Source organism: Mycoplana sp. ABR4_002 (assembly GCF_056159645.1).
In genome coordinates this window covers 1-26,306 of the sequence record NZ_JBSWVO010000001.1, presented here as the reverse complement: position 1 = coordinate 26,306, position 26,306 = coordinate 1, and the positions used below count along the sequence as shown (strand labels likewise).

Here is a 26,306-nt window from a genome sequence, read left to right as displayed (position 1 = left end):
CGGCCGCGGGACCTCGACTGGTTACCGTGACTGGGCCGCCTGTGGCGACTGGGGTACGGCGCCGTCGACCAGTTCCCGCAGTGCCCCGAGGATCCTCGAAACGTCGCATTCGGACATCTGCGCGAACAGCGGCAGGATGATGGTGGTCTCCTGGGCCGCCGCGCTCCGGGTCAGGCTGCCGCCGATGCGGTGAGTCCCCGGGGCCGCGTAAGACGCCTCGCGGTGCGCGTTCATGATGCCGCGCCGCGTCGATATGCCCCGCTCGAGAAGAAACTGCATCGCCGCCCGCTGATCCAGCCAGTCGGGAAGGCGAACGCAGAAGCTCTGCCAGTTGCTGCGCGCCCACGCGGGCTCGGTCGGCGCCTCCATGCCGGCGATCTGGTCAAGTCCCTGCCGGTAGAAATCCGCCATGTGGCGTCGTGACGCGACGAGTTCCAGCAGGCGGGCCAGCTGCACGCGCCCGATCGCCGCTTGCAGATCGGTCATGCGATAGTTGTAGCCGAGCTCGGGGTAGCTCTCGAAGATCACCGTGCGCGACCCGTGCCGCACGGTGTCGGGAACACTCATGCCGTGCTGCCGCCAGAGGCGAAACCTGGCGTCGTATCCGGCATTGGCGGTGGTGAGCATGCCGCCGTCACCGGTGGTGAGGAGCTTGCGCGGATGGAACGAGAAGCACGCGACATCGGCCTGCGGCGCGCCGATCCTTTGCCATTGGCCGTCCCACAGGATTTCGCTGCCCGAAGCGCAGGCGGCGTCCTCCACGACCGGGATGGAATGGCGCTTGCCGATGGCGACGATCCGGGACAGGTCGCAGGGCATGCCGACCTGGTGCACGCACAGGATCGCTCTTGTCCGCGGCGAGATCGCCGCCTCGATCAGATCCGGGTCGATGTTGAAGCCACCCGCCTCGATGTCGACGAAGACCGGCAGCGCGCCGCAATAGCGGACAGCGTTCGCGGTGGCGATGAAGGAATGGCTGACGGTAATGACCTCGTCGCCCGGCTCGACGCCGACGACGCGCAGCGCCAGGTGCAACGCGGCGGTGCAGTTCGATACCGCGCAGGCATGCGCGGCACCGGTGAAGGCAGCGAATTCCGCCTCGAACGCCTCGACCTCCGGCCCCTGCGTCACCCAGCCGGACTGGATGACGCGGCGGACCGCCTCGACTTCGCGTTCATCGAGCAGCGGCCTTGCGACCGGAATCTGGACGCCCGAAGGATTCATGCCGCCTCCCCGCCATCCGCCTTGGCCTTTTCCTGCCGCCACCAGCCGACTAACTCACGAAGGCCGTCCTCCAGCCGGACTTCGGTCCGGAAGCCGAGGAGCCGTTCGGCCTTGCCGGTGTCCGCGAGCCTTCGCGTCACCGCATTCACCTTTCGCGCCTCCTGGTACAGCGGCTCGGCGGAACCGCCCATGATCCGGCTCAGCATCTCCGCAAGCTCACGCAGGCTGGTTTCGGTACCGCTGGCGACGTTGAACACCTCGTCGGTGACTTCCGACTTGGCCGCGAGCAGGTTGGCCCGGGCAATGTCGCGAACGTGCACGAAGTCCATCGTCTGGGTGCCGTCGCCATGGATCATCGGCGGCAGGCCGGCCGCGATACGCTCCATCCAGCGGATCATCACCTCGGTATAGACGCCATGAGCGTCCATGCGCGGCCCGTAGACGTTGAAGTAGCGCAAGGCGACGTAGCGCAGGCCGTACATCTCGGCGAAACTGCGAAGCAGCCCCTCGTTGAACGTCTTCGCCGCACCGTAGATCGTCCGGTTGTTGTAGGGATGGTGATCCTCGGTCGTCGGGAAGCTCTCGGCAAGGCCGAGGACCGAAGCCGACGAGGCGGCGACCACTTTGGAAACCCCGGCTGCGGCCGCGGCCTCGAGCACGTCGAACGTGCCGGCGGCCAGCACGTCGAACGCGAGGCGTGGCTCTTCGGCACATTGGGTGATGCGAATGGCGGCCTGATGGAACACGACGTCGACGCCGTTGAACAGCTTGGCCAACAGGGCCCGATCCCGGATGTCGCCATCGATGATGGTGACCGGGCTGTTGGCGGCAGCCCGGGCAAGGTTTTCCCGGCGCCCCCGGACGAAATTGTCGAGAACAATGATCTCGCGCGGCTGCTCCACGGCGACCAGATCGGCGATGTGGGAGCCGATCAGGCCGGCGCCGCCGGTGATCAGAATGCGCTTGTTCTTCATCGCTCTTCCCTGCTGCTTTCCTTCAGACGCTCTTGTTCGGATTGCGGACGCCAGCGCAGGAACCTGGCCGGCACGCCCGCGACGATGGCGAAGGGGGGGACGTCTTCGGTGACAACCGCACCGGCGCCGACGATCGCCCCCTTGCCGATCGTGACGCCGGGCAGGAGCGTGGCGTTGGTGCCGATGTCGGCCCAGTCCCCGACGCGGACCGGTCGGATCTCGAGATCGGTCCGGACAATCGGCACGTCGGCGGGCAGCCCGTTGTGCTCGGAGCCGAGCACCTTCGACCCGGGACCGAAGCCGACCGCCTCGCCGATGACGAGATCGCGCGCATCCAAAAAGACCTGCGGGCCGATCCAGCTGTTGTCGCCGATGATGCAGGTCCCGTCGAAACGGCCCTGGACGATCGCCTGCGCGCCGATGAAAACGCCGCTGCCGATCTCAAACGTCTCGATATGGCGAAAACCGGCGTTTGCCCCGACCTGCAGTCCGGGCCCGCAGCGCAGCGCCAAGGCCCGCCAGATGGTTCGGCGCATGGTGGCGTCGATGAAGCCGTCGCCGCCGGCAAAGCGCCGGTAGAGCTCGACCAGACCCTTGGCGTCGTAGGCTTCGCGCAGGGCGTCGGTCAGACCGGCGACAAAGTCGAGCTCGGGTGAGAGGGTCTGGCGTCCGTGAACCGCTGACACGGTGCGCCCCGCCTGCTTCGACTTAGCCGACATGCAAGACCACCTCCGGTTCCCCGGCCGTCGTCGCCCGCTCGATCGCATCGACGACCGCTGCAATCTGATCCGGTGTCATCTCCGGATAGAGCGGCAGCGACAACACCTCGCGCGCCGCCCGCTCGGACACCGGAAAGTCTCCCTCGCGGTGACCGAGGTCCGCATGCGCCTTCTGCAGGTGCACGGGTACGGGATAGTGCAATCCGGTGGCGATGCCGGCGGCCTCGAGGCTTCGCCGCAGCCCTTCGCGATCCGGCGAACGGACGGCATAGACGTGGTAGACGTGGCGCCGATCCGGCGCCTCGGCTGGCGACGCCACGCTTCCTGCTTTTCCGAGCAATGCGGTATAGCGCCGACCGTGCGCCCGTCGCGCCGTCGTCCAGTCCTCCAGATGCCGCAGCTTGACCCGCAGGATCGCGCCCTGGATGCCGTCCATGCGGTAGTTGTAACCCTTCAGCGCATGGTGATAGCGCTGCTCCTGGCCCCAGTCGCGCAGCTTGCGCATCATGGCCGCGTGCGCCTCGCTGTCGGTGACGGCCATGCCGCCCTCGCCGCATGCCCCGAGGTTCTTGCCCGGATAGAAGCTGAAGCAGCCGGACACGCCGAGACTTCCGGCGCGGCGGCCCTTGTATTCGGCCCCGTGCGCCTGACAGGCGTCCTCGATCACAAACAGCCCATGCCGCTCGGCGATCGAATTGATCGGATCCATGTCGGCCATCTGGCCGTAGAGGTGAACCGGCATGATCGCCTTGGTCCTGGGCGAGATCGCCGCCTCCAGCCTTGCCGGATCCATGGTCAGCGTGAGCGGTTCGACGTCGACGAACACCGGCGTGGCGCCGGTGTAGCAGATCGCCGATACGGTCGCGATGAAGGTGAACGGCACGGTGATGACCTCGTCGCCGGGCCCAACGCCGGCCGCAAGCAGCGCCAGATGCAGCGCGCTGGTTCCGGTGTTCACCGCAACGGCGTGCCTGACGCCGCAATAGGCGGCAAACTCCTGTTCCAGCCGCGCGACCTCGTCGCCGAGCACGTACTGGGCCGAGGCCAGCACGTTCAGGACGGCGTTGTCGACCTCGCCCTTGATCGAGGCATATTGAGCCTTCAGGTCCAGGAACGGGATCATGCGATCATCCTCGACGGCTCGAGTTCCACGACCCGGCCGCGTTGCGCAAGCGACTGGGTGGCCGCCTCAAGGATGCGCACGACCCGCAGGCCGGCACCGCCGTCGGCGGTCGGCTGGCGATCGTCCTGCACGCAGGAGACAAACTCGCGGAGCTCGCGGCTGAGGGCCTCGGTCATATCCAGTTGCGGCGCGTACATATCGCCCGTGCGGTAGCCCACCATCATCTGGTAGACCTTCTCGCCGTTGCGCTGCGGGTAGCCGTTCAGGGTGATGCCCTTGTCGTAGACCTTGATTTTCTCGCTCGGCTCGAGATCGTCATAGACGATCATCTTGCTGCTGCCGCCGATCAGCGTCCGCCGCACCTTCACCGGCGCCAGCCAGTTGACGTGGATGTGGGCGATCAGCTTGCTCTCGAAGAAGAGGTTCAGATAGGCGATGTTCTCCGGCTCGCCGATGACGTGGCTCATGCCGGTCGCGGACACCGCAACCGGCTTTTCCCGGAGCACGTAGTCCATGATCGACAGGTCGTGCACGGCCAGATCCCAGAGCACGCTGACGTCGTGCTGGAACAGGCCGAGGTTCACCCGCACGGAATCGTAATAGTACATGTCGCCGAGGCCGTTCTCCACGATCTCGCGCATCTTCCGAACCGCGCCGGTGTGGATGAAGGTATGGTCAACGGCGAGCTTGAGGCCACGCCGGGCGGCTTCGTCGACGAGCCTGCGCGCTTCTTCGGACGTTGCCGCCATCGGCTTTTCGACAAAGACGTGCTTTCCGGCCATCAGGGCCTTCATCGCCAGCTTGAAGTGGGTCGAGACCGGTGTCGCGATCGCAACCGCGTGCACGCGCGGATCCCCCAACACCTCGTCGATATCGTCGGTGACGGTCACGGTCGGATATCGTGCCTTCACCGGTTCCAGGCGCTCCTTCCGCAGGTCGCACACGTGGGTCAGGCAGGCATCGGGCAGTTCCGAAAGGTTTCGTACGAGGTTTGGGCCCCAATACCCATAGCCGATCACAGCAATGCCGATCATCACATTCTCCCGGAAGAAGCGGACTCGAGCGGTGCGTCCTTGGCACGGCCAAGGATTCTCGCCGGCACGCCGGCAACAACCGCATAGGCGGGAACGTCTCTGGTCACGACGGCACCGGCACCGACCTGCGCCCCCTCGCCGATCGTGATTCCGGCGCGGATGGTGGCATTGCTGCCAATGGAGGCGCCACGCCGGACAAGGGTGGGAACGACCTGCCAGTCAGCGTCGGACTGAAGGCTTCCATCGGGATTGGCGGCGCGCGGGTGGAGGTCGTTGGTGAACATGACGCCATGCCCGATGAAGACGCAGTCTTCGATCGTCACGCCTTCACAGATAAAGGAATGGCTGGAGATCTTGCAGTTTCGGCCGACAAGCGCGTTCTTCTGGATTTCCACGAACGTGCCGATGCGCGATCCCGCCCCGATCTTGCAACCATAGAGGTTCACCAGGTCGGGATGGTGAATAATCACGCCGTCTTCCAAGGCGACAGATTGTGCGATCATGCGGCCCCCATGTTTTTAGACCGGCGACAGCCCCACTGCCACCAGTTGCGAGAACGACCTCGCGATCGAAGTCGTCACGGGTTCAGGAGAGTTCTTTTCGATCAACGAGTAAAGGAAACAAATCGCGGTACGCTGTTCATCGGAAAGGGGTAGCAAACGCCGGAACAACCGGTAGATTTCCGGCTCCCGTGCCCACGCATCGCTCAAAGGTGGACGTTGCAGCCGAGGGGCCGGTATCGCACCGCACCCTTGCGGCGCGAGGGTGCGCCGGTAGCGCCGACCGGTCGCTTCGGCACGGCCCATGGCCGGTCGGCCGTGCCGCTGCGGGTGCCGGCCTGGAGCCGCGTAGTTGACGGCCGTCGGATCGCCGGGATGCGGGGCTCAGCTCCTGTCCCGCGCCATGGAGATTGCCTTGCAGCCCTTGCGACGGCCGCAGCAGCGCACCTTGGAGCGGGAACCGGCCTGGCAGGTGATCTCAGTAGCCCAGGCCGTAGCGGCACCGGTTCAGGACGACGCCGGCCATGCTCGAGCGCTCGGACAACTCGCGCTCGCAGACATCCACCTCCTCGAGCGTGCTCTGCTCGGCCGCCGCGACGAGGATCGCGCAATCGACGTTCGGCAAGAATGCCGTGACGTCGTCGCTCATCAGCATGGCGGGCAGGTCGTACAGGATCACGTCCGGCGCCATGCGCTTGCGCATGTCCCGCAAGGCGCGGGCCGTGTTAAGGCTTTGCAGCAATTCGGCGGAGAACTTGACGGGCCGGCTGTTGGCGCCAATCGCCAGATTGTCGTCGTATCGCTGCAGCACGTCGTGAGCCTCACAATTGCCGGCGAGGAAATCCTCCATCGACGTGTGGCCATTGAGCCCCAGCATCCTGCCGATGCCGGGCTGCTTCAGGTCGAGATCCATCAGGATGGTGCGGCAGTCCTTCTGGTTCGCCAGGCTGAAGGCCAGGTTGAGCGCGACGAGGGACTTTCCGCACGAGGGCCGCGGCGAGGTGATGGCAACCGAGGTCCAACCGTTCTGCCGCAGGCATTGGAGCAACCTGGTGCGCAACATGTCGAACGCATTGTGCGCGGGATCGGATCGATCCACGGTAACAATGTGATTGTGCGCGGCCAATTTGACGTTGACCGTCAACATGGGGAGGCTGTCCCACATCATCTCCCGCTCGAACCGTGCACAGGCCTGCGTGTTGTTGTCTGCGACACTGGCGACGCTGCGCAGCCGCATCGCCTCTTGCAATGGTGCCGGTATTTGCTCCATGAGTCTTGGTCCCAATCCTGATAGACAAGGCGCGGTTCTTCCTCCAATGGGCGGCCGCGTTTCATATGGATCCCATCTGCCCGAGGTCTAAGATCAATTTCTGAAACACCAGATGCAGCGGCATGTAGAAGTGGTGGATCAGCAGCAAGGCCGCCGGTACGGCGCCGGCCGAAACCAGCGCGGCAATCTTGTGCTTGCGACTGACGACCGGCGCCGGCGCGACCGCGATTTCGGGAATGGTGGCGAGCGGCTGCGTCTGCAACAGCCGGGCAATGTCGGTCGGGCGGTGAACCGTCCCCTTCAAGAGCTCGAGCAGAACAACCAGGCCCAAGCCGAGCCCGATGCCGGCCAGCGCACCGAAGCCGGCGATCAGACGGCGCTTCGATTTCACCGGATCCAGCGGCGGGACGGCGGACTCGATCAGCGTGAGCCGCCCACCGTCGGAGCGCATTTCGATCTGCCGGCCGGTCGAGGCCTCCGCGCGCCGCGCGATCGCCTCATTGTATTGGGTCTGGATGTTCTCGCGGTTGCGCTCCAGCGCGTTCAGCATCGTCTCGCTGGCCGGCGTTTCGGCAATCGAGCGGGACAGAGCGTCGATGCGGCGACTGGTCGTTTCCCGCTCCCGTGCAAGCGCATCGATGCGGTCGTCGATGTCCGACAGTTGCAGATCAAGGCCGAAGGAGAGGGCTTCGACAGTTGAACGCGGGCCGTCGGCATCGCTGGCCTTGGCAGGCGGACTGGCAAGAAGCTTGCTCTGCAGGGCGGCAATGCGCTTGCGCAGCGCTGTCACGTTCGGGCTGGTCTCGGAGAACAGCGCCAATTGCTCGGCCAGCGCCCGATTCAGGTCGGCGAGCATCTGCTGCTCCGGGGTCAGCGGGGCGGCGTCCGACAGCCGCCCGGTATTGCTGTAGGTCGCGATCAGGCTGCTACGCCTGGACCGCAGTTCGGATTCTTCGCGATGGAGGGATGCGAGCCGTTCCTGCAGGCTGGCCTGCTGGTCGCGCCGGAACTCCACGCTGTCGGGCAGCGTGTCCTTGTTGTCCGTCTTGAACCGGAGAATATCCCCTTCCAGATTGCTCAATTCCGCCCCGAGCCTCGACACCTCCTGGTTGAAGAATTGCAGCGTGCTGCCCGCGCGATCCGTCCTTTGCTGCTGGTTCATCGCCATGAGCATGGATGCAAGCTCATTGGCGACGGTGGCCGCGAGCACCGGATCGGGAGCCATGAACGAGATGTCGAGGATGGTGGAGTTGTGATCGGACGTCGACAATTCCAGCGCCAACTGGTTGAAGGATATCCGATCGCGCATGTCGGTGACGATGTCATCCTCGGCCGGTTCGAGCTTGCTGTCGGCATAGACCCCCATCCGCCTTGCCAGCGCCAGCAGCTTGTCACGTGTCGTGATCTGCTGGTGGAGGACCTGCACCTGCTCGATCGCGCCGATGGTGACGGACGAGCGCGCCAGCGCGGAAGGAATCTGAGGCGATTCAACCAACACCTTCGCGCTCGCGCGGTAGAGCTTTGGCAGCAGCAGCGCCACAACCACGGCCAGCGCGAACACGGTGCAGGCGGTTGCCAGCGCAAGCGGCAGCCGCCTGAGGAGAAGCGAGAAGTAGAACCGCAAGTCTGTGATGTTCATCCAGAAACCCGCTCAAAAAAGCTCATTCTACCCCTCATTCTCAGGCGGTTGTGCGTTGCGGGGTAGATCGTCAATGGTGGGTGAGCCGACCGCACGCCTGCCGCGCGATAATCCCTTTGGGTAGGATCGTCCAACCTATGCCTTAGCGATTAATGCCGGGCTGCGGCGCGCGGCGGACCGCCGCTCCACCCGCCCTTGCCCGCGGGCCCCAAGTTGGATGGCCGAGCACACCCGCGCCGCCCCGCGGTCGCGGCGCCGAACGGTTTGCATCGCCGCCTTTGCACCGCCCCTTCTGCCGGACCGCGGCTTGCTCTCATCCGGATCGGGGAGCGGCGAACCCGCCTTGTTTCGACGCCGCCTGGCGATAGCCGAATGGGCGAAGGGCCAAGGCATACCAAAGGCGGTGGCGATGCGCGGGCCTATCCGGAATGGCTAGATCGAATTGTCTAACGGCGATTTATTGAGCCACGATTTCAATTGGTTAATATAGTCTTGCTCAAGCGCCTCAACACCGAAATCTGACCTGAAACCGGCCGGTTGCGTAACCGGCGGGGTGCCGTTTGGCGGTCCGCGCTTGCAGCGATGTCCAATCATCCGCGGAGGCTGCAAATGTCGAAAGACCACCTGCCATACTCGCTAGGGTTCGCGACGCAACCGGTGTCGCGGTCGCCCGCGATTGGCACGCGATCGTTCTACGTTGCCGCGAAGCGTCCGTTCGACGTCATCGTCACACTCGCGCTGGCACCGCTTGCCCTCGCCATTGTCGGCATCCTCGCTCTCCTCGTCCGCATGGACGGGGAAAAGGCGTTCTTCAGTCAGCCTCGTATCGGCAAGGGCGGCAGGATCTTTCATCTGTGGAAGCTTCGCACCATGGTGCCGAACGCAAACGAGAGACTGGAGCAGCACCTGGCGCAGAATGGTGCAGCGCGGCGCGAGTGGGAGCGCAGCCAGAAGCTGAAGAACGACCCCCGCATCACCCCGATCGGCCGGTATCTGCGCAAATATTCGCTGGATGAGTTGCCGCAGCTTTGGAACGTGCTCCGCGGTGACATGAGCCTGGTCGGCCCGCGGCCGATGCTGCCCGAGCAGCGATCGCTTTATCCGGGCACGGCCTATTTCCAGTTGCGACCGGGGCTGACCGGACTGTGGCAGGTGAGCGTCAGGAACGGCAGCAGCTTCGCCGAGCGGGCGGTTCACGACACGCAGTACTTCTCAACGATGTCGTTCGGGACAGACCTGCGGATCCTGTCGAGGACACCGCTCGTGGTGTTCCAGGGCACGGGCTTCTGAGCCCATCCCGAAAGAGGGTTCATCATGAAAAAAATGCCCGGACCCCGCAAACGGGGTCCGGGCGGCAAAAAAGCGAGGGGATGGGTCAGTGTTCCAATCGGCTGGCCGAGTCGGACGAGGAAAACTCCACCGGGAAGAGATCGTTGATCTTGTAAGCGACCTCGGTCCGGTTCGTCGCCTTCACCTTCTTCATGATGTTGCGAATGTGCACCTTGACGGTGCTCTCGCGCAGATTGAGTTCATAGGCGATGATCTTGTTGGCCTTGCCGCGCCGAAGCGCCTCGACCACCTCGGCCTGGCGAGCGGTGAACATGCCGGCCAAGGGACGCGCAACAGGACTGCCGGTTTCAAGAACCTGGCGCATCGCAAAGACGCTGCTGGCAGGCACGAAAATTCCGCCGGCGAGCGAGAGGGCGATGGCCTCGATGCAGACATCGATGCTGACGGACGAGGGGATGTAGCCCTTGGCCCCGCACTCCAGCGCCTTCATGATCTGGGCCAGATCGTCGGTGTCCGCAAGGACGATCAGCGGTGCATCGAATTCGGCCGAGAGCCGCTTGATCTCTTCGGCGACGACCGGCTCGGCGATCTTCCGGCCGCCGACATTCAGGAGAATGGCCGCGAGCGGGGGATAGTCATGGCGCTTACGCTTCCACTCGTCCATGGAGCCGAAAGCGACGACATCCATATCGATCTTGTGCGCGGAAATGCATTGCGCAAGGCACTGCCGATCGAGTGCGCGGTTGTCGATGATCAGCAGCGAGCGTTCTCTCTGGGCAGGTGATCCTTCGAAGGAGTTCTTGTTTGTCATGGTGGAAGGATCGATTGCAATCGGCGGTACGGGGGTGCCCGTAAATTCCTTGCCGGTCGACATGATAGCTGAGTTCATAGCTGTTTTACTCCCTACAACGGCACGCGTGATCCTTCCCGTTTCAAAGGAATACAGTAGATAGCGCGTGCTGGCCCCAACAGTGCTTTATTAGCGTCGAACTTCGCGGTCGTAGACGGTCAATGGAACTGGGTATTGTGTATGAGATATAGCTTATTTACCCGATAATAACGATCTTGCCTAGCGTCATGACGCCATCCGACGACATAAGCGGCGATCCGCGCCCCGCCATGCGACTACGCGTATGGGAGTAGGGTACCGTGCTGAAGTGGTAATTTGTACGCCTTTTGGATGAGGGCGATTAGGTTTCTCCGTTCCTTGACTCGCGGAGATGCGGGGCGCAAGCGCCGGAAAAGGCCGAAAAATCCACTGTCGACGCCGACAGCCGCCATCACCCAAAGGATGAATGCGGATCAAGAAACCTCAATATTCACCGTGCGTAAACTAAGTTAACGTATATTGATCGAATATTCAGACCAGATGCTTGCGCTAGTCTTGGCCACCTGTCAATTCGCCGCCCGGCCTGAGGGCCGACGCGGCCAGGGTTATGCACCGAAATCGCATGCAGAGGCGTCATCCCGGTCCGGGCAAGCCCAGCCAGACGACGCCGCGACGACCGTGTCCGGGCGCCGCTCCCATAAAGCGGCAGACGGACTGGCGAGCACTACGGATGCCAAGCCAGCGCCGCATCTCCTGATGCACAATGTCCTAAGAACGATGCGCAAGATCGCAACCAAGAGCAAGCACGGAGGAGAGCCATGCATATGCCCTGCATTTTTCGCGCCGCGCACGTCCCACAGCTGCGTGCAGGCGTGCTGGTCGCCGTCCTTGTCGCCGCGCTGCCGAACACAGCGAATGGCGACAGCCTGCCGCCGCCGTCGGATCCCGGCCCGGCCACCGCGCTACCGATAGCCGGCATCGATCGCGATCCCGGCACCGCGGTCGCCGGCCAGGCTGTGACGACCTCGGCGACGGCCACGATCGCAGGGACAGGCTTTCCCGACGCGGGAACGGCGGGCGTTCCGGCCGGTACCAAATTGAAGGAGTACGCCGGACCGATGGAAATCACACGCGATGGCACCGTGATCGACGGCATGGTCATCAAAGGGACCCTTCGCGTGACAGCCTCGGATGTCGTGATCAGGAACTGCGTCGTCACCTTCAACGCCACCTGGGGCATCGACGCCGAAGGCGCGAGGAACGTCACCATCGAGAACTGCGACATCACCGGCCCCGGCCGTTCGGGCGACAGCAACTCCGGCATCCTTGGCAGCGGCACCTTCACCGGCAACGACATCTCGCAGGTGGAGAACGGCATCACCCTGACCGGCGGCGCGAGCACGGTGAAGGGCAACTACATCCACGACCTCGAGGACGACGCTGCCGATCCCCACTATGACGGCATTTCCGTCCAGGGCGAGCAGGATGGCGTCCTGATCGACGGCAACACGATCGTCGGCCGCGACACCTCCGACATCTTCATCAAGAACGACTTCGGCCCGATTTCGAACGTGACCGTCACCAACAACCTGCTGGTCGGCAGCGCGGGCTTTGCCGTCTATGTCGACGGACGGGGCGAGGGCGGGCCGATCACCGGGATCAGGATCACCAACAACCATGTCGAGAGGGGCGGATACGGCTACTACTCAATCGACAACGCCACGCCGACGATTTCCGGCAACAAGGAATATCTGCGCGGCCAGGCGCCGCAACCGGGCGGCGGCTCAGAGGCAACAGCGCCGGGATAGAGCCGGCTAAGGGGAGCTTCCAAACGCAGAGCGCAACAGGCGCCACCCGCGGCGGCCGATGGCCCGATGCAGAGACAGTCGCAACCACGGTGCGCTGCGGTGGATGCCAGGACTCAGTTCCCGCGCAAACTCTGACAACAGACGAGACGTCTCCACCTCCCCTTCGTCATAGGCGGCTCCGGCTTGGCCGAGCGAATCGCGTGCCAGGTCTTGAAGCAGGATCTCGGCGAATGGCGTCGCCTTCGGCAACTTCGACCCGCTGTGCGCCAGAAAATGCGTGATGGCCGCATGCCTTTGCCGAACATCGGGAAGCCGCGTCGATGAATAGGAGTGCGACATGTTCTGAGTGTGCATGCGGTAGACCGCTTGCGTCGCGCCGACAAAGCCGACCGGCCCCTCAGCGGCCAGACGGAGCCACATCGCCATGTCGCCGGCATGCGGAAGTTCGTGGCAATACCCGCCAACCTGCTTTTGGGCGGATGTCCGCACGACGGCGGTGGGCGTCGGCACGATATTGGCGCCCTTCATCGACCTTACGAAGTCGAGGCATGAAAGAACGGCCGTTTCGCCACTGAAGCGCTCCCCGAACGGCCTTCGCTCCACCTGCAACCCGTCGTCATAGAGAACAGCGGCATTGCCGAAGGAGAAGCTCATCGATGGCGTCGCTTGCATCAGCCGCGCCGCGCGGGACAGCGCACCCGGCGCCAGATAATCATCGGCGGACAGCAACAGGAACAGATCGGCGGCCGCCCAGTCAATGCCTTCGTTGTAGGTGGTGATGTGTCCCTTATTGCTCTTGTGGCGCAACAGTTCGACCCGATTGTCGCGGCGCGCCAGTTCGGCGCCGACCTCTGCGGAGTTGTCGGGAGAGGCGTCATCGATGATGAGCACCCTGACCGCGACGTCTTCCTGGCGGATCACACTCTGGACGCACTCCTCAAGGAACCGGCCGTACCGATAGCAAGGTATTGCCACATCCACCGTCGTCACTGTTCGCCTCGTCGGTTATCGGTTGGTCAGCAGTTCCGTCCGCCCTGCCGCAGGTTGCAGGAAAGCCAGGAACGGCCGCTCGTTCGGCGCGGCACCGCGAGGCCATTGACAAGTGCGGCCATCAGCGCCCTGCATTCAGTCCGTTTCCATCCCGGATCCTAAAGTGAATATTGCCGCAGGCAACCGGACCGAAGCTCAACCAATCTACCGCAGCCTTCCCTCATTCGGATGCTCCCATCGGCGAGTTGACTGACGCTTCTACGCCGAGATGCGGCGCCTCGGCGCCGGCGGCGTATGTTCGTCGACGCCATTCGTCGACTTCTCTAAGTTGTGGCCGGCGCCGGCCGTGGCGGCTTCAACCAATTTGCGGGCTATGCAGCGCCGTGCGGATCGCGTGGAGTCCTAACCATGCGATAAAAACGGCTCCGAGTGGATTCAGGGGCAGGGGCTACCGAGCAATGGCAACTTCGATCCTCAATACAGCGCGTCTCCAGCTTGGTCGTCGCGGCCGTCAGGTTGGCGCGATCCTCGCCGCCGACGGGTACAAGGGCATCATAGATCGGGCACGGTCCAAGGCGTCGGATTGGGTCCGGCCCCGCAACCCGAACTGGGAGGTTTTCCCCGAGGATGTGTTGGCCGCCGATCTGAGCGCACCCTTTCAACCGGACGTGCCGAAGGTGCGCCCAGGCGAACCGATCGCGATCAATTGGGTGGAACACCCCGCTGGACCCGGATCGGGCGGTCACACGACCTGTTATCGGATCGTCAAATATCTCGATCGCCTCGGATACCAGAACCGGGTCTACTTCTACAACACCTACCACGGTGACATGAAGTACTACGAAGGCATCGCCCGAGACCATTACGGGCTCACCTGCCCGATCGCCGACGTCCGCGAGGGAATGACGGATGCGCACGCGGTTATCGCCACCGCCTGGCCAACCGCCTATGTGGTTTACAACTCCCGCTGCACGGGAAAGCGCTTCTATTTTGTCCAGGACTACGAACCTTACTTCAATCCGGTCGGGTCCCAGAGCGTGCTCGCGGAAAACACCTATCGGATGGGCTTTCACGGCATCACGGCGGGCAAATGGCTGGCGCAGAAGCTTTCCGCCGAATTCGGCATGGACACCGATCACTTTCCTTTTGGCTGCGACCCCTCGCGCTACAAACTTGATCCGGCCGCGCAGCGCACGGGCGTTGCCTTTTATGCACGAAGCAGCACGCCCCGGCGCGGGACCGAGCTTGGCCTGCTGGCGCTCGAAATATTCGCCAAGCAGCACCCCGAGGTCGAGATCCACCTCTTTGGTGAAAGGTTCGGCGAGCTGCCATTCAAGTTTGTAAACCACGGCCTGGCGAGCGAAGCCGGGCTCAACGCCATATACAACCGGTGCTACGCGGGAATGAGCCTTTCCCTGACCAATGTCTCGCTGGTTCCCTACGAAATGCTGGCCGCTGGTTGCATACCCATCATCAACGACGCCGAGCACAATCGGATCGTGCTTGATAATCCCCATATCCAATATGCCCCGGCCGAGCCGCACGCGCTCGCGGCCGCCCTGGGGGCAGTCGTGACGAGGCCAGACTTCACGACGGCCTCCAGGCAGGCGGCCGCGAGCGTGGCCGCGGCATCCTGGGATGATGCTGGAGCGGCCGTCGACGCCGCCTTGCGCCGCGCGCTGCAGGCATAGGAAGATGGCAAGCACGACGACAGGCCACGAGTTGCGCACATTGCGCAGCATGCCGGCCGAGTCCGCATCGCCCTCTGGAGGAGGGTTGCCAGTGCAGTAAGGCGCAGCTGAAGTTCAGACGTTCAGGGAAGTGACCAAACAGTGCGCAGTGAAGTGTCATCCAATGTCAGGGCAGCGTCGATGCCAAGGAGAAGGGAGGCCAAGTCTCCCGTCATCCGTTCCGGCCGCGCTGTCGCCGCCCGCGCCACGCGAAAGGGGCTGCCGTGGCCGGTGTTGGTGTTCATGATCGGGTTGCTTGTCCCGTGGGTGATCCCCTTGGGACCACTGAACATGTCGGTCTATCGAATCGTGCTGATCGTCATGCTCCTCCCGTGCCTGGCCATCTGGGCACGGGGCGGGGCCGGGCGCATCAGGGTCGGCGATGTCATCCTGCTGTTGTTCTGCGGCTGGTCCGCGCTGAGCTTGATCATGGTTCACGGCCTCGCCTTGGCAATCCAGCCTGCCGGAATATTTTTCGTCGAGACGATGGGCGCCTATCTTCTGGGACGGTGCTACATTCGCAACGCCGATGATTTTGAGCGCATGGTCAGCCTGATGGCGAAGCTCGTCGTCCTGCTGCTTCCCTTCGCCGTTTTCGAATGGCTCACCGGAAGCAAGCCGATCTTGTCGGTTTTCGGCGCCATCTTTCCGACCGTCGAACCCACGGCGATGTACCGCTCCGGTTTTTGGCGCGTGCAGGGGCCGTTCGACCACTCCATTCAGTTCGGTGCGTTCTGTGGAAGCGTCTTCGCGCTGACATGGCTCGTCGCCGGTACCGGTCGCAATGCCATCTCGCAGAAAGTCATCGCCTCGCTGGCGGCAGCCACGGCATTCCTATCGATGTCGTCGGCGCCGATCGCGGGACTGTTCGTGCAGTGCGCGCTAATGGCCTGGAACTGGCTTCTGAGGTCGTACCGGAACCGGTGGTTGCTACTGTTTGCGCTGGCGTTTGCAGCCTACCTCATGGTGGAGTTCGGCTCCAACCAGACGCCGATCCAGTTCTATATCTCCCGTTTCACCTTCGATGCCCAGACCGGCTGGTTTCGCCTATGGATCTGGGAGTACGGATCCGCGTCGGTGATGAACCATCCGTTCTTCGGGATCGGGCTGGGCGACTGGGCCAGACCAAAATGGATGGCGCCTGACAGCGTCGACAACTTCTGGCTCCTGATCGCGATGAGGCACGGCCTGCCCGCTATCGCCTTGCTGCTCGGACAGTACGTTCTGACGCTGTCACTGGTTGCCTTCAAGAAGCTTCCCGACGGGCGACTGCAACATTGCAGAATTGCGTATCTGATTTGCATGGCCGTGTACTTTTTTATCGGAACGACCATCCACCTGTACGGCGCCCCTTACGCCTGGTTCCTTTTCCTGTTGGGCAGCGGCGTTTGGTTGCTGGATGTTCCATCCGACAACGGCGTCAACAGGAGCGCGCGCGATCCGGTCGGCGGCTCCAGGAGTGGCCGGCGTTCCGAAGTGGGTGCCGTGGACGAGCCGGCATCGCTGCGACACCGCCCGAGCCGCCGGCGCTCGCGCAGGTCGTCTGCGGACCTGCACTAGCACGCCGGGCAAGAGACGGTGGCCATGACGGCGAGTAAAGCGCGTGCCTCTAATTGAGTAAACCGGCATGGCACCTAAGTCTGGCTCCCTACCGATTGCCCGGCACGAAGCCGCCCCTGTAGTCTCTAAGCGGGCCGAACAATGGTTACCATCAGATTTCGCATGGGGAAATGTCATGGTGTATCTACGTGAAATGGACGAGAAAGACGGGCTTGTCACCAGCGCCATCGACCGCGCCAAGGGCAGCGAGCTTCAGGAAAGCTATCAATCGGCGAGCCCGTTCCCGCACATCGTCATCGAGGATTTCCTGCCGCACAAGGTGCTGGAGACCTGCCTCAACGACTTTCCCAAGGGATCCGAGGAGGCAGAACAAAGCTTTGATCGACATCAGGAACGGTTGAAGGAGAGCTTCAGCCCCGACATCCTCCCGCCCTCGACGCGCCAACTGTTTTACTCGTTCAATTCGCGCCCCTTTGTCCGTGTGATCGAAAACATCACCGGTATAAGGGGGCTTATTCCGGATCCCTATTTCGCCGGCGCTGGCCTGCATCGGATCCACCAGGGCGGGCATCTTTCGATCCATGCCGACTTCAACCATCACAAGCCGATGAACCTCGAGCGGCGCGTCAATGTGCTGATCTACCTGAACAAGGACTGGCAAGCCGGATACGGCGGCCAGCTTGAATTGTGGGATGAAGGCATGACGAAGTGCTTCCATTCCATTGTTCCGAGCTTCAACAGATGCGTGATCTTCAACACCACCCAGGAGAGCATGCACGGCAATCCGCAGCCCGTCGCACACCCCGCCGGCATTCCCCGACGGTCGATCGCGCTCTACTACTACACCTCGACCTGGGATGACACGAAGCGGGACGCCACGACCCAGTTCAAGGTGCGCCCCGGAAGCGTGGATCGGGTCGACTGGCGAACCCGGCTCAACGAAATGGCGGTCGAACTCGCCCCGCCCCTGCTGACGCGCAATCTCCGCCGCCTCAAGAAGCATATGGCCGGCGTCCACTGATCGCCGGCCATATGCCTTTCGTTGTTCTCGCTGGCGGCTGCCGGGCCTGTCCCGGCACCGGCCGGCGAACCAGAGACTGCAAAGCGCACGCGGCGATGAATGACCGCGGTCAGCGGCTATGCGGGAGACGTCCACCCCCGGCGGAACGAGCCGGTTCGCGGACGCGCGTCTGCCGACGCGGGAGCTTTTCCGGTACCTGGCAGCGCGAGAAAGGCCCACACGGCGGGACTATGCCCGGTTCCAGCGGGCGCTCCAGCTCCGCCCCACCGTGCCGAAGGCAAGCGCCAGCATGATCGTGAAGCGGTAACTGCGGATCAGGACCACGCCGAGAAACGCCAGGAGGCGTGAGCGCCAGCCCTTCAGTCGATCCGACCGGCTGATGCGGAACAGTTCGGCGACGGGCGAGACGGCGACCGCCAGGCTGCGAAGGATCCAGCGCAGCCGCCAGCCGCGCTTGGACTGGATCCGTTCGAAGTCGTGCGCGGTGTGCCGCGCCCATTTCTGCGCCAGCTCGGCAAGCGTCTTGCGCGCCGGGTGAAAGACGATCATGTCCGGGCAGTAGCGCGTTTGGTAGCCGAGCCGCAGCGCCCGCTGCCCCCAGTCTCGGTCCTCCGCGATCTCGATGCCGCCGAACGGACCGATCGCCTTGAAGACCTCGGCGCGCACCGCCAGGTTGCCCGTGCCGGTGAAGCCCTGCTTGGCGATGTATTCCTTCATCCGATAGGCGAACACGCTCTCATAGGCTTCCAGCAGCGTCAGCCGGTCCGGATTCTGGCAGGCGATCCGCACGTCGCCGCCGAGGATGGCGTGGTCGGGGTGCTCGGAAAAACAGCGCTCGATCTCGGCAAGCCAGCCGCTGCCGGCGATGCAGTCGGCGTCGATGAAGGCCAGGATCTCGCCGGCCGCATGAGCGACACCCCGATTGCGCGCCGGGCCCGGACCGGGCGTCGGCTCCGACAAGAGCGTGATTCCGGGGAAGGCCGCGCATGCCTCGACCGGTGGCACCTTCGAACCGTTGTCGACGACGATGAACTCGACCGGCTCGATGCCCGCGCGCTGGGCGTGGAGCGCAGCCAGGCACAACCGCAGCGACTCGGCCTGGTCAAGATGCGGGATAATGACGCTGATCATTGACGTCCAATCCGCGGCGGAACAGTTTGCTGTAGGCTCCCAGATAACGGTGCGCCTCACCCGTCCAGCGAAAGTCGCGTTCGGCTACCGCCCGGCCGGCCACACTCATGTCGCTGCGCCGTTTCGGGTCGTCGATCAGGGCAAGAATGCCATCGGCCAGCGCCTGTGGCGAGTGCTCCGACACCACCAGGGCGGCGCCTCCGGCTTCGCGCGTGGCCTGGCGCAGGTTGAACTGCACGATCGGAAGGCCCAGCATCATGTATTCGAAGACCTTGTTCATCGACAGCTTGTCGTTGAGCTCGCCCGGCGGATCCGGGATGATCCCGACGTCGAAGGCCGACAGGTGCGATATCAGGGACGGCCCGCTCAGGTAGCCGGTGAAATGCAGCGCGTCGCCCAGCCCGAGTTCGGCCGTCATCGCCTTCAGCCGCTCGAGCTCAGGGCCGTCACCGATGATGAGGCAGTTGATGTCGTCGCGCTTTCGCACGTGCAAGATCTCAGCAAAGGCCCGCACCAGGGTTTCCACGCCGTCCTGGGCGCCCATGATGCCGATATAGCCGATCAGATGCTTGCCAGGGGCAACGAGAGACTGGTCAGCGGCCGTCCGCCTGAACCGGGAGGCCTCGGGATAGCTCTTGACCACGACGACGCGATCGGGGGACATGCCGCCGCGGGCCAGCGCGATCTCGCGAAAGGTCTCGTTCGTCGCGATGCTGGCATCCGCCATGCGAAAGGTCTGCTTCTCGAAGAAGCACAGCAGCCGATAGAACACATCCCTCCGACCGAACTTGCTGACGTAGAGTTCAGGGCTCAGATCGTGGTGGTCGAACACGAAGTAGGTACCGAACAGCACCTTGTGGAGCAGGGCGACCAGAAACAACAGGTCCGGCGGATTGCAGGCCTGGATGACGTCGATCCTCCGACGACGCCGGACGCGAAATGACAGCATGAACTGGCGGATGAGGGCGGAGAAATACTCCCGGAGGTAGCCGGCGGCGGTCTCGGCCTCCCGCAGCCGGTGCCGGTAGATGTGAATGCCGTTGATCACCTCGTAGGTCTTGTCGTGCCCCCGCCCGGTCGGACAAATGACCGACACCTCGTAACCGGCCTCGTTCAAGGCCTGGGCCTCCTGCCACACCCTTCGATCGAAGGGAACAGGCAGGTTTTCGACTAGGATCAGGATGTGATGTCTCATGGATCTGGTCGCCCCCACACGCATCCGCCTGCACATCGAGGCACGACCATACGACTCGTGGTCCGTAACTCTCCAGTCGGCAAACGGGATAGGGACCTGACCTTTTGTTGAACTACTTTCGGGCAGCCGGGTGACTATAAATATCTAGTCAGAGCTTCCGTATGGTTGGGACGATTGCGAAGGAATTGGCGGACGGTGCAACATTCTGAGATCAGGTCGACCGGCCCGAGCGTCGAGATTTGCCCGATCACGCCCGGCGACATTGGCCGGGTCGCGGACTTCCTGCATGCGGAACTGAACGGCCGCTTGTCACCCGTGACCTGGGCGGCCGCCATCCGGCCCTCGTGGCACACGGCATCCCCCAATCATGGCTTCATGCTGGCCGAAGGCGAGCGCGTGCTCGGCGTCTATCTGGCTTTCTATTCGCAACGGCGCGTGGACGGCCGGCTCGAGAATTTCTGCAATCTTGCCGCCTGGTGCGTGCTCGACGACTATCGTGCGCACGGCCTGCGGCTGCTGAAGGCCCTGCTCGACCAGGACGGCTATACCTTCACCGACCTGTCGCCAAGCGGCAACGTCGTTCCATTGAACGTCCGCCTGAAATTCCAGCACCTGGATACGGCAGCGGCGCTCGTCCCCAACTGGCCGTGGCCGCGGTGGACAACGAGCCCGCGCATCCTCACCGAGCCGGCCGAGATCGAATCCAGCCTCACGGGGCGCGACCTTGAGATCTATCGCGATCATGCTTGCGCCCCGGCGGCGCATCATCTCGTGGTGCAGCAGGATGGCGAATGCTGCTATGTGATGTTCCGCAGGGATCGGCGGAAACGGCTTCGGCTGTTTGCCTCGATCCTTCACGTGGGCAACCCCGAACTGTTCGCAAGAGCGGCCCGCCACGTCTACAGCCATCTTCTCACCCGCCACGGCATCCTCGCCACGATCGCGGAAAACCGCGTCGTGCGCTCCCGACCGCGCTTTTCCATCCTGCTGCAGTCGCCCCGGCCCAAGATGTTTCGCAGCAGCCGCGTGCCAGCGGCGCACGTCGACTACCTCTACAGCGAACTCACCTGCGTGCCTTGGTAGAAGGGATAGGCGATCCATGCGACCAGCGATCAAGACCAACCTGGCCCATTTGCTGCAGCAGGCGGCGCAAGCGCACCCTAACGCGCCGGCGGTGACGTACAAGGACACGACGTGCAGCTACGCCGAACTCTGGAGCCAGGTCTGCGGGTTCGCCTCGGCGCTCGGAGAACTCGGTCTGCGCCGCAACGACCGGGTGGCGGTGTTCCTCGAGAAGCGTGTCGAAACGGTCGTCGGCATCTTCGGCACCGCGGCGGCCGGCTGCGTGACCGTCCCGATCAATCCGCTGCTCCGGCCGCAACAGGTCGCCTACATCCTCGCCGACTGCGATGTCCGCGCATTGGTGACGTCCCCCGACCGGTTGAGCCAGGTTCAGGAGCATCTTGCGGACTGCAAGGCGTTGCGGCGCGTGATCCTCGTCGAGGATACCGAGATCGAGGACAGGCAACTCTTGATCGATGGCGTCGAAACCCATCACTGGAAGCGGCTGACTTCGATCGAGAATGCGCCGGCGCCCCGCTTCAACACCGTCGACTGCGACATGGCCGCCCTTCTCTACACCTCGGGCAGCACCGGCAAGCCGAAGGGGGTCGTGCTCAGTCACCGCAACATGATCGTCGGGGCCGAGAGCGTCAGCCATTATCTCGCCAACAGCCCGAGCGACACCATCCTGTCCGCACTGCCATTGAGCTTTGACGCGGGCCTCAGCCAGCTAACGACCGCGTTCAACACGGGCGCGCATGTCGTGCTGATGAATTTCCTCCTGCCGAACGACGTCGTGCGGCTTTGCCAGAAGCATCACGTCACCGGAATTACCGGCGTGCCCCCGTTCTGGATCCAGGTCGCCGGGCTGAACTGGCCGCCCGAAGTCGCCGCCCGTCTGCGCTATTTCGCCAATACCGGCGGGCGTATGCCCAGAGCGACGCTCGACCGCTTGCGGGCGCTGTTTCCAGAGGCCTTGCCTTTTCTGATGTACGGCCTGACCGAGGCGTTCCGGTCGACCTATCTGGATCCCGGCGAGGTGGATCGGCGTCCCGATTCGATCGGCAAGGCGATTCCGAACGCCGAAATCCTGGTCCTGCGTCCAGACGGGACCCGCTGCGAGCCGGGCGAGCACGGCGAACTGGTGCATCGCGGCCCGCTGGTCGCGCTGGGCTACTGGAACGATGCGGCGCGAACCGCAGAGCGCTTCCGGGCGCTTCCCGGCGCGGACTGGCGAGCGCCGGAGATTGCGGTTTACTCCGGTGACACCGTGGTCGCCGACGAGGAAGGATTCCTGTACTTCGTCGGCCGAAAGGATGAGATGATCAAGACGTCCGGCTATCGCGTCAGCCCCACCGAGATCGAGGAAGTGGCCTACGCCAGCGGGCTTGCGCGTGATGCGGTGGCCCTCGGGGTGGAGGACGGGGCCCTCGGCCAGCGAATCGTCCTGGTGGCCAGCCCGATCGCCGCAGCGCTCGATGTCGACGCCCTGCTCAAGGCCTTCAGGCGCCAGCTGCCGCCGTACATGGTGCCTTCCGAGGTCGTCGAGATGCACACCATTCCAACCAACCCGAACGGCAAGTTCGATCGGGTCCTGCTGCGGGAGCAACTGAGGTCGTGAGCGCGCACCCGTCCATCGCCGAATTCCAGGTTGCCGGGGACTGCCTTGCCGTCGGTGGCGTTCCGGTCGACCGTCTGGCGGCGCGCGTGGGAGGGACGCCGTTTTTCGCCTATGACCGCGCGTTGATCACGTCACGGGTCGGGCATCTGCGGTCGGTCCTGCCATCGAGCGTGAAGCTGAGCTATGCGGTGAAGGCCAACCCCATGCCGGCCGTCGTCCAGCACCTGTCGGGCTTGGTAGACGGGTTCGACGTGGCGTCGGCGCTGGAGATGAACAAGGCGCTGGACACGCCGATGGCGCCGTCGCAGGTGAGCTTCGCCGGTCCGGGGAAGACGACCGCCGAACTTACGCAGGCGGTCGCTGCCGGGGTGACGATCGAAATGGAATCGGCGAACGAGGCGGCGCGCGCGGTCGCGGTCGGACGCATGCTCGGGATCAGGCCGCGCGTTGCGCTGCGCGTCAATCCGGACTTCCAGGTCAAGGGATCGGGGATGCGCATGGGAGGCGGTCCGCAGCAGTTCGGCGTGGACGTGGAAGAGGTCCCTGCACTGCTTGCGACACTTGCCGAGGCGGACCTCGACTTTCTCGGATTTCACGTCTTCGCCGGCTCACAGAACCTTCACGCCGACATCCTCTGCGAGGCGTTGTCGAGGAATGTCGCGCTGCTGCTGCGCCTGGCCAGCGAGTGCCCCTGGCCCGTTCGCTACCTCAACCTCGGCGGCGGGTTCGGCATCCCCTATTTCGACCAGGATCGGCCGCTGGAGCTTTCGCCGGTCGGCGCGGCGCTCGGGGACCTCGTGGAGCAGTCGATCCGGCCGCAGTTCCCCGAGGCCCGCGTCGCCATCGAGCTCGGCCGCTATCTCGTCGGCGAATCCGGCGTCTATGTGACGCGCGTCGTCGACCGCAAGGTCTCGCGTGGCCGTACCTATCTCGTCGTCGACGGAGGGCTCCATCATCAGCTTGCCGCCTCCGGCAATTTCGGCCAGGTCATCCGGCGCAACTATCCGATCGCCATCGGCAACAGGATGCGCTCGAGCGAGCGGGAAAGCGTGTCGGTGGTCGGTTGCCTGTGTACGCCGCTCGACCTTCTGGGCGACAACGTCATGCTCCCGCATGCGGAGATCGGCGACCTTGTCGTGATCTTCCAGGCCGGCGCCTACGGGCTTACCGCCAGCCCGACAGCGTTTCTCGGGCACCCGGCCCCGGTGGAGGTTCTGGTCTAGCCGCCAGTTGTTTGAGTTTGGACAAATGAGAGGGCATCATGAACACGTCAACACTCGAAGCCGTCAAGGACGTCATCGCCGAAACACTCGGCATCGAGGATCGCGGCCGGCTCGCGGAGGCTTCGACCCCCCTGTTCGGCAACATACCTGAACTCGACTCATTCGCGGTCCTCAGTCTGGCGTCCGCACTCGAGACGCGGTTTCGCTTTCGCATCGACGACAGCGACTTCACCGGCGAGATCTTTGAAACGGTCGGGTCGTTGGCCCGGTTCGTCGATCAGCATCGGAGCCACTGATCGCACCTTCCATGACGCCGGCCGGCGCGAAGGATGCGGGGAAACGGGAGACTGGCATTGGCAGATACACTTCAGGTCGGCGCGGTCACGCCACGCGCCAAGGACGTCCCGGCCAAGCTGTCGGTCGTGATCGTCACCTACAACAGCGCCGCCGCCTTGCCGGCGCTGCTCGATTCCCTGCCGGCCGGGTTGAAGGGGGTCGAGCACTTTGACGTCATCGTTGCCGACAACCAATCTCAGGACGGATCGGCCGACCGGGCGCAGGCGCATCCGATCGGCGCCACCGTGATCCGGATGGGCCGCAACGCCGGCTATGCGGCGGCGATCAATGCGGCGGCCGCGATCGCGCACCCGGATTCCGATCTCCTGATCCTCAATCCCGACCTCCGCCTTTACCCGGATTCGGTGAAGCCGTTGATCGAACATCTCGCAGCCCCGCGGGTGGGGGTCGTCGTTCCGCTGAACTACCGGGAGGACGGCAGCATCGACCCGACGCTGCGACGCGAGCCGTCGATGCTGACCGCCTGGGCCGATGCGGTCCTCGGCGGAACGCTGGCGGCCAGACTCGGCTGGGGCGAGATCGTCGGCGAGGCGGCCCGCTACGATCACTGCGGAACGATCGAGTGGGCAACCGGTTCAGCCCTTCTCGTCGCGGCCCGGGCACGGCGCGCCGTCGGCAACTGGGACGAGTCCTTCTTTCTCTACAGCGAGGAAGTGGACTACCAGCGCCGCATGCGCGAGGCCGGCTTCGACATCGTCTACGAACCACGATCGAAGGTCGTGCATGCCTGCGGCGGCAGCGGCAGCAGTCCAGGCCTGTTCGCGCTCCTGACATCCAACCGGATCCGGTATTACGGCCGCCACCACGGTTTCCTGCGCACCGCTATGTTCCGGCTGGGGATCGCAGCCGGGCAGGCCGCACGCTTCTGGCGCGGGTCGCCGCATCGCGCGGCCCTCTACAGCGCCGTAACGCCGCTGAAGCCGGTCACCGACTACCTCCCCAACGCGCGGACCTAGGCATGGCAGAGGCGAGCAGGCGTCGGATTCTCAATTTTCACGGGATCGGGACGCCCCAACGGGAACTCGAGCCGGGAGAAGCCGACTACTGGCTCAGCACCGAGCGTTTCTGTGCCATCCTCGACCGGATTGCCGCCCACGCTGATCGCGCGCGTCTGTCCATCACGTTCGACGACAGCAACCAGTCCGACCTGCTGATTGCCGCCCCGGAACTGCTGAAGCGCGACCTTCAGGCGGAATTCTTCGTTCTGACCGGCCGGATCGGCGAGGCCGGTTCACTCGACGCTGCTCAGATCCGGGACCTGATGCAGATGGGCATGGGCATCGGCAGCCACGGCGTCGCGCACCGCGACTGGTCAGGCCTGCCGGCCGGCGACCTTCGGCAGGAACTCGACGGATCGAAGGCACGGCTGGAGGAAATCTGCTCCGGTCCGATCCGCACGGCAGCAATACCGTTTGGACGTTACAATGCGACCGTGCTGCGGGCGCTGCGAAGCGCCGGATACAGGGCCGCCTATTCGAGCGACGGCGGCATCGCCCGGCCCTCCGCCTTCCTCAATCCGAGAAGCTCGCTCAGGCGCGACACGACCGACCAGGCTCTGGAAGCACTGATGTCCGGGCATATGTCCCCGTGGCGGCGATTGCGCCGCTTTGCAGGCATGACCGCACGCGCCTGGATATAGGGACGAGCATCGGCCGCGCATCGCGGGCGCCATGTTCGCGAACCCGTGCGCGCGCTCCACGCCTCATGCCGCCAGTTGCGGACGGAACACCACGTCGGCCCAGTAGTTGGCGGAGCCGAACGTATTGCTCGGGAACAGGCCCGTGCTGGCGTTGCCGCCATAGGCATAGACACCGTTGCCGCCGGAACTGCCGCTCGACAGCGCCGTCAGCGGGCCGTTGGTGACGGCGCCGGTGAAAAAGTTCGGCGTGGCCACATAGGCGCCGGTGGTGTGGTACGAGGCGACATAGGTGGTGTTGGCCGCGATCGCGACGGGTGCGGCAAAGGACACCGTCTGCCAGCCGCTGGCCGAGGTGTTGGTGAAGGTT

At 64.1% G+C, this 26,306-nt stretch carries 24 protein-coding genes; 11 read left to right on the top strand and 13 right to left on the bottom strand.

The features are described 5' to 3' along the window. Positions 1–21 precede the first annotated feature (21 nt). From ACXAGF_RS00120 to ACXAGF_RS00085, 8 genes are all read right to left on the bottom strand, one after another. Positions 22–1,224, bottom strand: a complete 1,203-nt coding sequence (locus ACXAGF_RS00120; protein WP_475013516.1) for a DegT/DnrJ/EryC1/StrS family aminotransferase — start codon at positions 1,222–1,224, stop codon at positions 22–24. Continuing rightward, positions 1,221–2,198, bottom strand: a complete 978-nt coding sequence (locus tag ACXAGF_RS00115) for an NAD-dependent epimerase/dehydratase family protein (RefSeq protein WP_475013514.1) — start codon at positions 2,196–2,198, stop codon at positions 1,221–1,223. The genes ACXAGF_RS00120 and ACXAGF_RS00115 overlap by 4 nt, the downstream gene beginning before the upstream one ends. Next, entirely contained in the window at positions 2,195–2,917 is a 723-nt protein-coding gene (locus ACXAGF_RS00110) for an acyltransferase (RefSeq protein WP_475013512.1), read from the bottom strand. Before ACXAGF_RS00110 ends, ACXAGF_RS00115 begins: the two co-directional genes overlap by 4 nt. After that, the gene (locus ACXAGF_RS00105) at positions 2,907–4,040 is read right to left on the bottom strand and encodes a DegT/DnrJ/EryC1/StrS family aminotransferase (protein ID WP_475013510.1); all 1,134 of its coding nucleotides are present in this window, start codon (positions 4,038–4,040) and stop codon (positions 2,907–2,909) included. Before ACXAGF_RS00105 ends, ACXAGF_RS00110 begins: the two co-directional genes overlap by 11 nt. Further along, a complete protein-coding gene (locus ACXAGF_RS00100; protein WP_475013508.1) occupies positions 4,037–5,074 on the bottom strand; it encodes a Gfo/Idh/MocA family protein in 1,038 nt (345 codons plus the stop codon). Before ACXAGF_RS00100 ends, ACXAGF_RS00105 begins: the two co-directional genes overlap by 4 nt. After that, complete coding sequence (locus tag ACXAGF_RS00095; protein WP_475013507.1) at positions 5,074–5,577, bottom strand: acyltransferase; 504 nt, start codon at positions 5,575–5,577, stop codon at positions 5,074–5,076. The genes ACXAGF_RS00100 and ACXAGF_RS00095 overlap by 1 nt, the downstream gene beginning before the upstream one ends. A gap of 475 nt (positions 5,578–6,052) precedes the next feature. Then, a complete protein-coding gene (locus ACXAGF_RS00090; protein WP_475013505.1) occupies positions 6,053–6,844 on the bottom strand; it encodes a CpsD/CapB family tyrosine-protein kinase in 792 nt (263 codons plus the stop codon). A gap of 61 nt (positions 6,845–6,905) precedes the next feature. After that, positions 6,906–8,483 (bottom strand): GumC family protein, encoded by a 1,578-nt coding sequence (locus ACXAGF_RS00085; protein ID WP_475013503.1) that lies wholly within the window; start codon positions 8,481–8,483, stop codon positions 6,906–6,908. 609 nt (positions 8,484–9,092) lie between these two features. On the opposite strand from ACXAGF_RS00085, the gene ACXAGF_RS00080 reads away from it, so the two are divergent. Further along, complete coding sequence (locus ACXAGF_RS00080) at positions 9,093–9,773, top strand: sugar transferase (RefSeq protein ID WP_475013501.1); 681 nt, start codon at positions 9,093–9,095, stop codon at positions 9,771–9,773. A gap of 85 nt (positions 9,774–9,858) precedes the next feature. On the opposite strand, the gene ACXAGF_RS00075 is transcribed toward ACXAGF_RS00080, so the two are convergent. Beyond that, positions 9,859–10,647: a LuxR C-terminal-related transcriptional regulator gene (locus ACXAGF_RS00075; protein WP_475019177.1), complete on the bottom strand. Its 789-nt coding sequence runs from the start codon at positions 10,645–10,647 to the stop codon at positions 9,859–9,861. Between the two features lie 779 nt (positions 10,648–11,426). On the opposite strand from ACXAGF_RS00075, the gene ACXAGF_RS00070 reads away from it, so the two are divergent. Continuing rightward, positions 11,427–12,410: a right-handed parallel beta-helix repeat-containing protein gene (locus tag ACXAGF_RS00070; protein ID WP_475013499.1), complete on the top strand. Its 984-nt coding sequence runs from the start codon at positions 11,427–11,429 to the stop codon at positions 12,408–12,410. Between the two features lie 6 nt (positions 12,411–12,416). On the opposite strand, the gene ACXAGF_RS00065 is transcribed toward ACXAGF_RS00070, so the two are convergent. Further along, a complete protein-coding gene (locus tag ACXAGF_RS00065) occupies positions 12,417–13,400 on the bottom strand; it encodes a glycosyltransferase family 2 protein (RefSeq protein WP_475013498.1) in 984 nt (327 codons plus the stop codon). 458 nt (positions 13,401–13,858) lie between these two features. Between ACXAGF_RS00065 and ACXAGF_RS00060 the strand changes: the two genes are divergently transcribed. The 3 genes from ACXAGF_RS00060 (at position 13,859) to ACXAGF_RS00050 (ending at position 17,711) form a co-directional block, all read left to right on the top strand. Continuing rightward, positions 13,859–15,091, top strand: a complete 1,233-nt coding sequence (locus tag ACXAGF_RS00060) for a rhamnosyltransferase WsaF family glycosyltransferase (protein WP_475013496.1) — start codon at positions 13,859–13,861, stop codon at positions 15,089–15,091. A gap of 180 nt (positions 15,092–15,271) precedes the next feature. Next, positions 15,272–16,690 carry an O-antigen ligase family protein gene (locus ACXAGF_RS00055; RefSeq protein WP_475013494.1) on the top strand — a complete coding sequence of 473 codons (1,419 nt, stop codon included), beginning with the start codon at positions 15,272–15,274 and terminating at the stop codon, positions 16,688–16,690. Positions 16,691–16,865: 175 nt separating this feature from the next. Next, complete coding sequence (locus ACXAGF_RS00050) at positions 16,866–17,711, top strand: 2OG-Fe(II) oxygenase (protein WP_475013492.1); 846 nt, start codon at positions 16,866–16,868, stop codon at positions 17,709–17,711. 228 nt (positions 17,712–17,939) lie between these two features. Here the strand turns inward: ACXAGF_RS00050 and ACXAGF_RS00045 are convergent, their stop codons facing one another. After that, positions 17,940–18,842 (bottom strand): glycosyltransferase family 2 protein, encoded by a 903-nt coding sequence (locus tag ACXAGF_RS00045; protein ID WP_475013490.1) that lies wholly within the window; start codon positions 18,840–18,842, stop codon positions 17,940–17,942. Then, positions 18,814–20,037, bottom strand: coding sequence for a glycosyltransferase family 4 protein (locus ACXAGF_RS00040; protein ID WP_475013488.1), 1,224 nt, complete (start codon positions 20,035–20,037; stop codon positions 18,814–18,816). Before ACXAGF_RS00040 ends, ACXAGF_RS00045 begins: the two co-directional genes overlap by 29 nt. Positions 20,038–20,232: 195 nt before the next feature. Between ACXAGF_RS00040 and ACXAGF_RS00035 the strand changes: the two genes are divergently transcribed. From ACXAGF_RS00035 to ACXAGF_RS00010, 6 genes are read left to right on the top strand one after another with little or no spacing between them, the layout of a single operon-like run. Beyond that, positions 20,233–21,120, top strand: a complete 888-nt coding sequence (locus tag ACXAGF_RS00035; RefSeq protein ID WP_475013486.1) for a hypothetical protein — start codon at positions 20,233–20,235, stop codon at positions 21,118–21,120. A 16-nt stretch (positions 21,121–21,136) separates the two neighbouring features. Further along, complete coding sequence (locus ACXAGF_RS00030; RefSeq protein ID WP_475013484.1) at positions 21,137–22,720, top strand: acyl-CoA ligase (AMP-forming), exosortase A system-associated; 1,584 nt, start codon at positions 21,137–21,139, stop codon at positions 22,718–22,720. Further along, on the top strand, positions 22,717–23,943 hold the full coding sequence (locus tag ACXAGF_RS00025) for a pyridoxal-dependent decarboxylase, exosortase A system-associated (RefSeq protein ID WP_475013483.1): 1,227 nt from the start codon (positions 22,717–22,719) through the stop codon (positions 23,941–23,943). Before ACXAGF_RS00030 ends, ACXAGF_RS00025 begins: the two co-directional genes overlap by 4 nt. Positions 23,944–23,981: 38 nt before the next feature. Further along, complete coding sequence (locus tag ACXAGF_RS00020; RefSeq protein ID WP_475013481.1) at positions 23,982–24,239, top strand: acyl carrier protein; 258 nt, start codon at positions 23,982–23,984, stop codon at positions 24,237–24,239. Between the two features lie 57 nt (positions 24,240–24,296). Then, entirely contained in the window at positions 24,297–25,256 is a 960-nt protein-coding gene (locus ACXAGF_RS00015; protein WP_475013479.1) for a glycosyltransferase, read from the top strand. Between the two features lie 2 nt (positions 25,257–25,258). Continuing rightward, on the top strand, positions 25,259–25,939 hold the full coding sequence (locus ACXAGF_RS00010; protein WP_475013478.1) for a polysaccharide deacetylase family protein: 681 nt from the start codon (positions 25,259–25,261) through the stop codon (positions 25,937–25,939). A gap of 63 nt (positions 25,940–26,002) precedes the next feature. On the opposite strand, the gene ACXAGF_RS00005 is transcribed toward ACXAGF_RS00010, so the two are convergent. Next, positions 26,003–26,306: DUF4082 domain-containing protein (locus ACXAGF_RS00005; RefSeq protein WP_475013477.1), on the bottom strand; the 304-nt coding region annotated here is incomplete at its 5' end.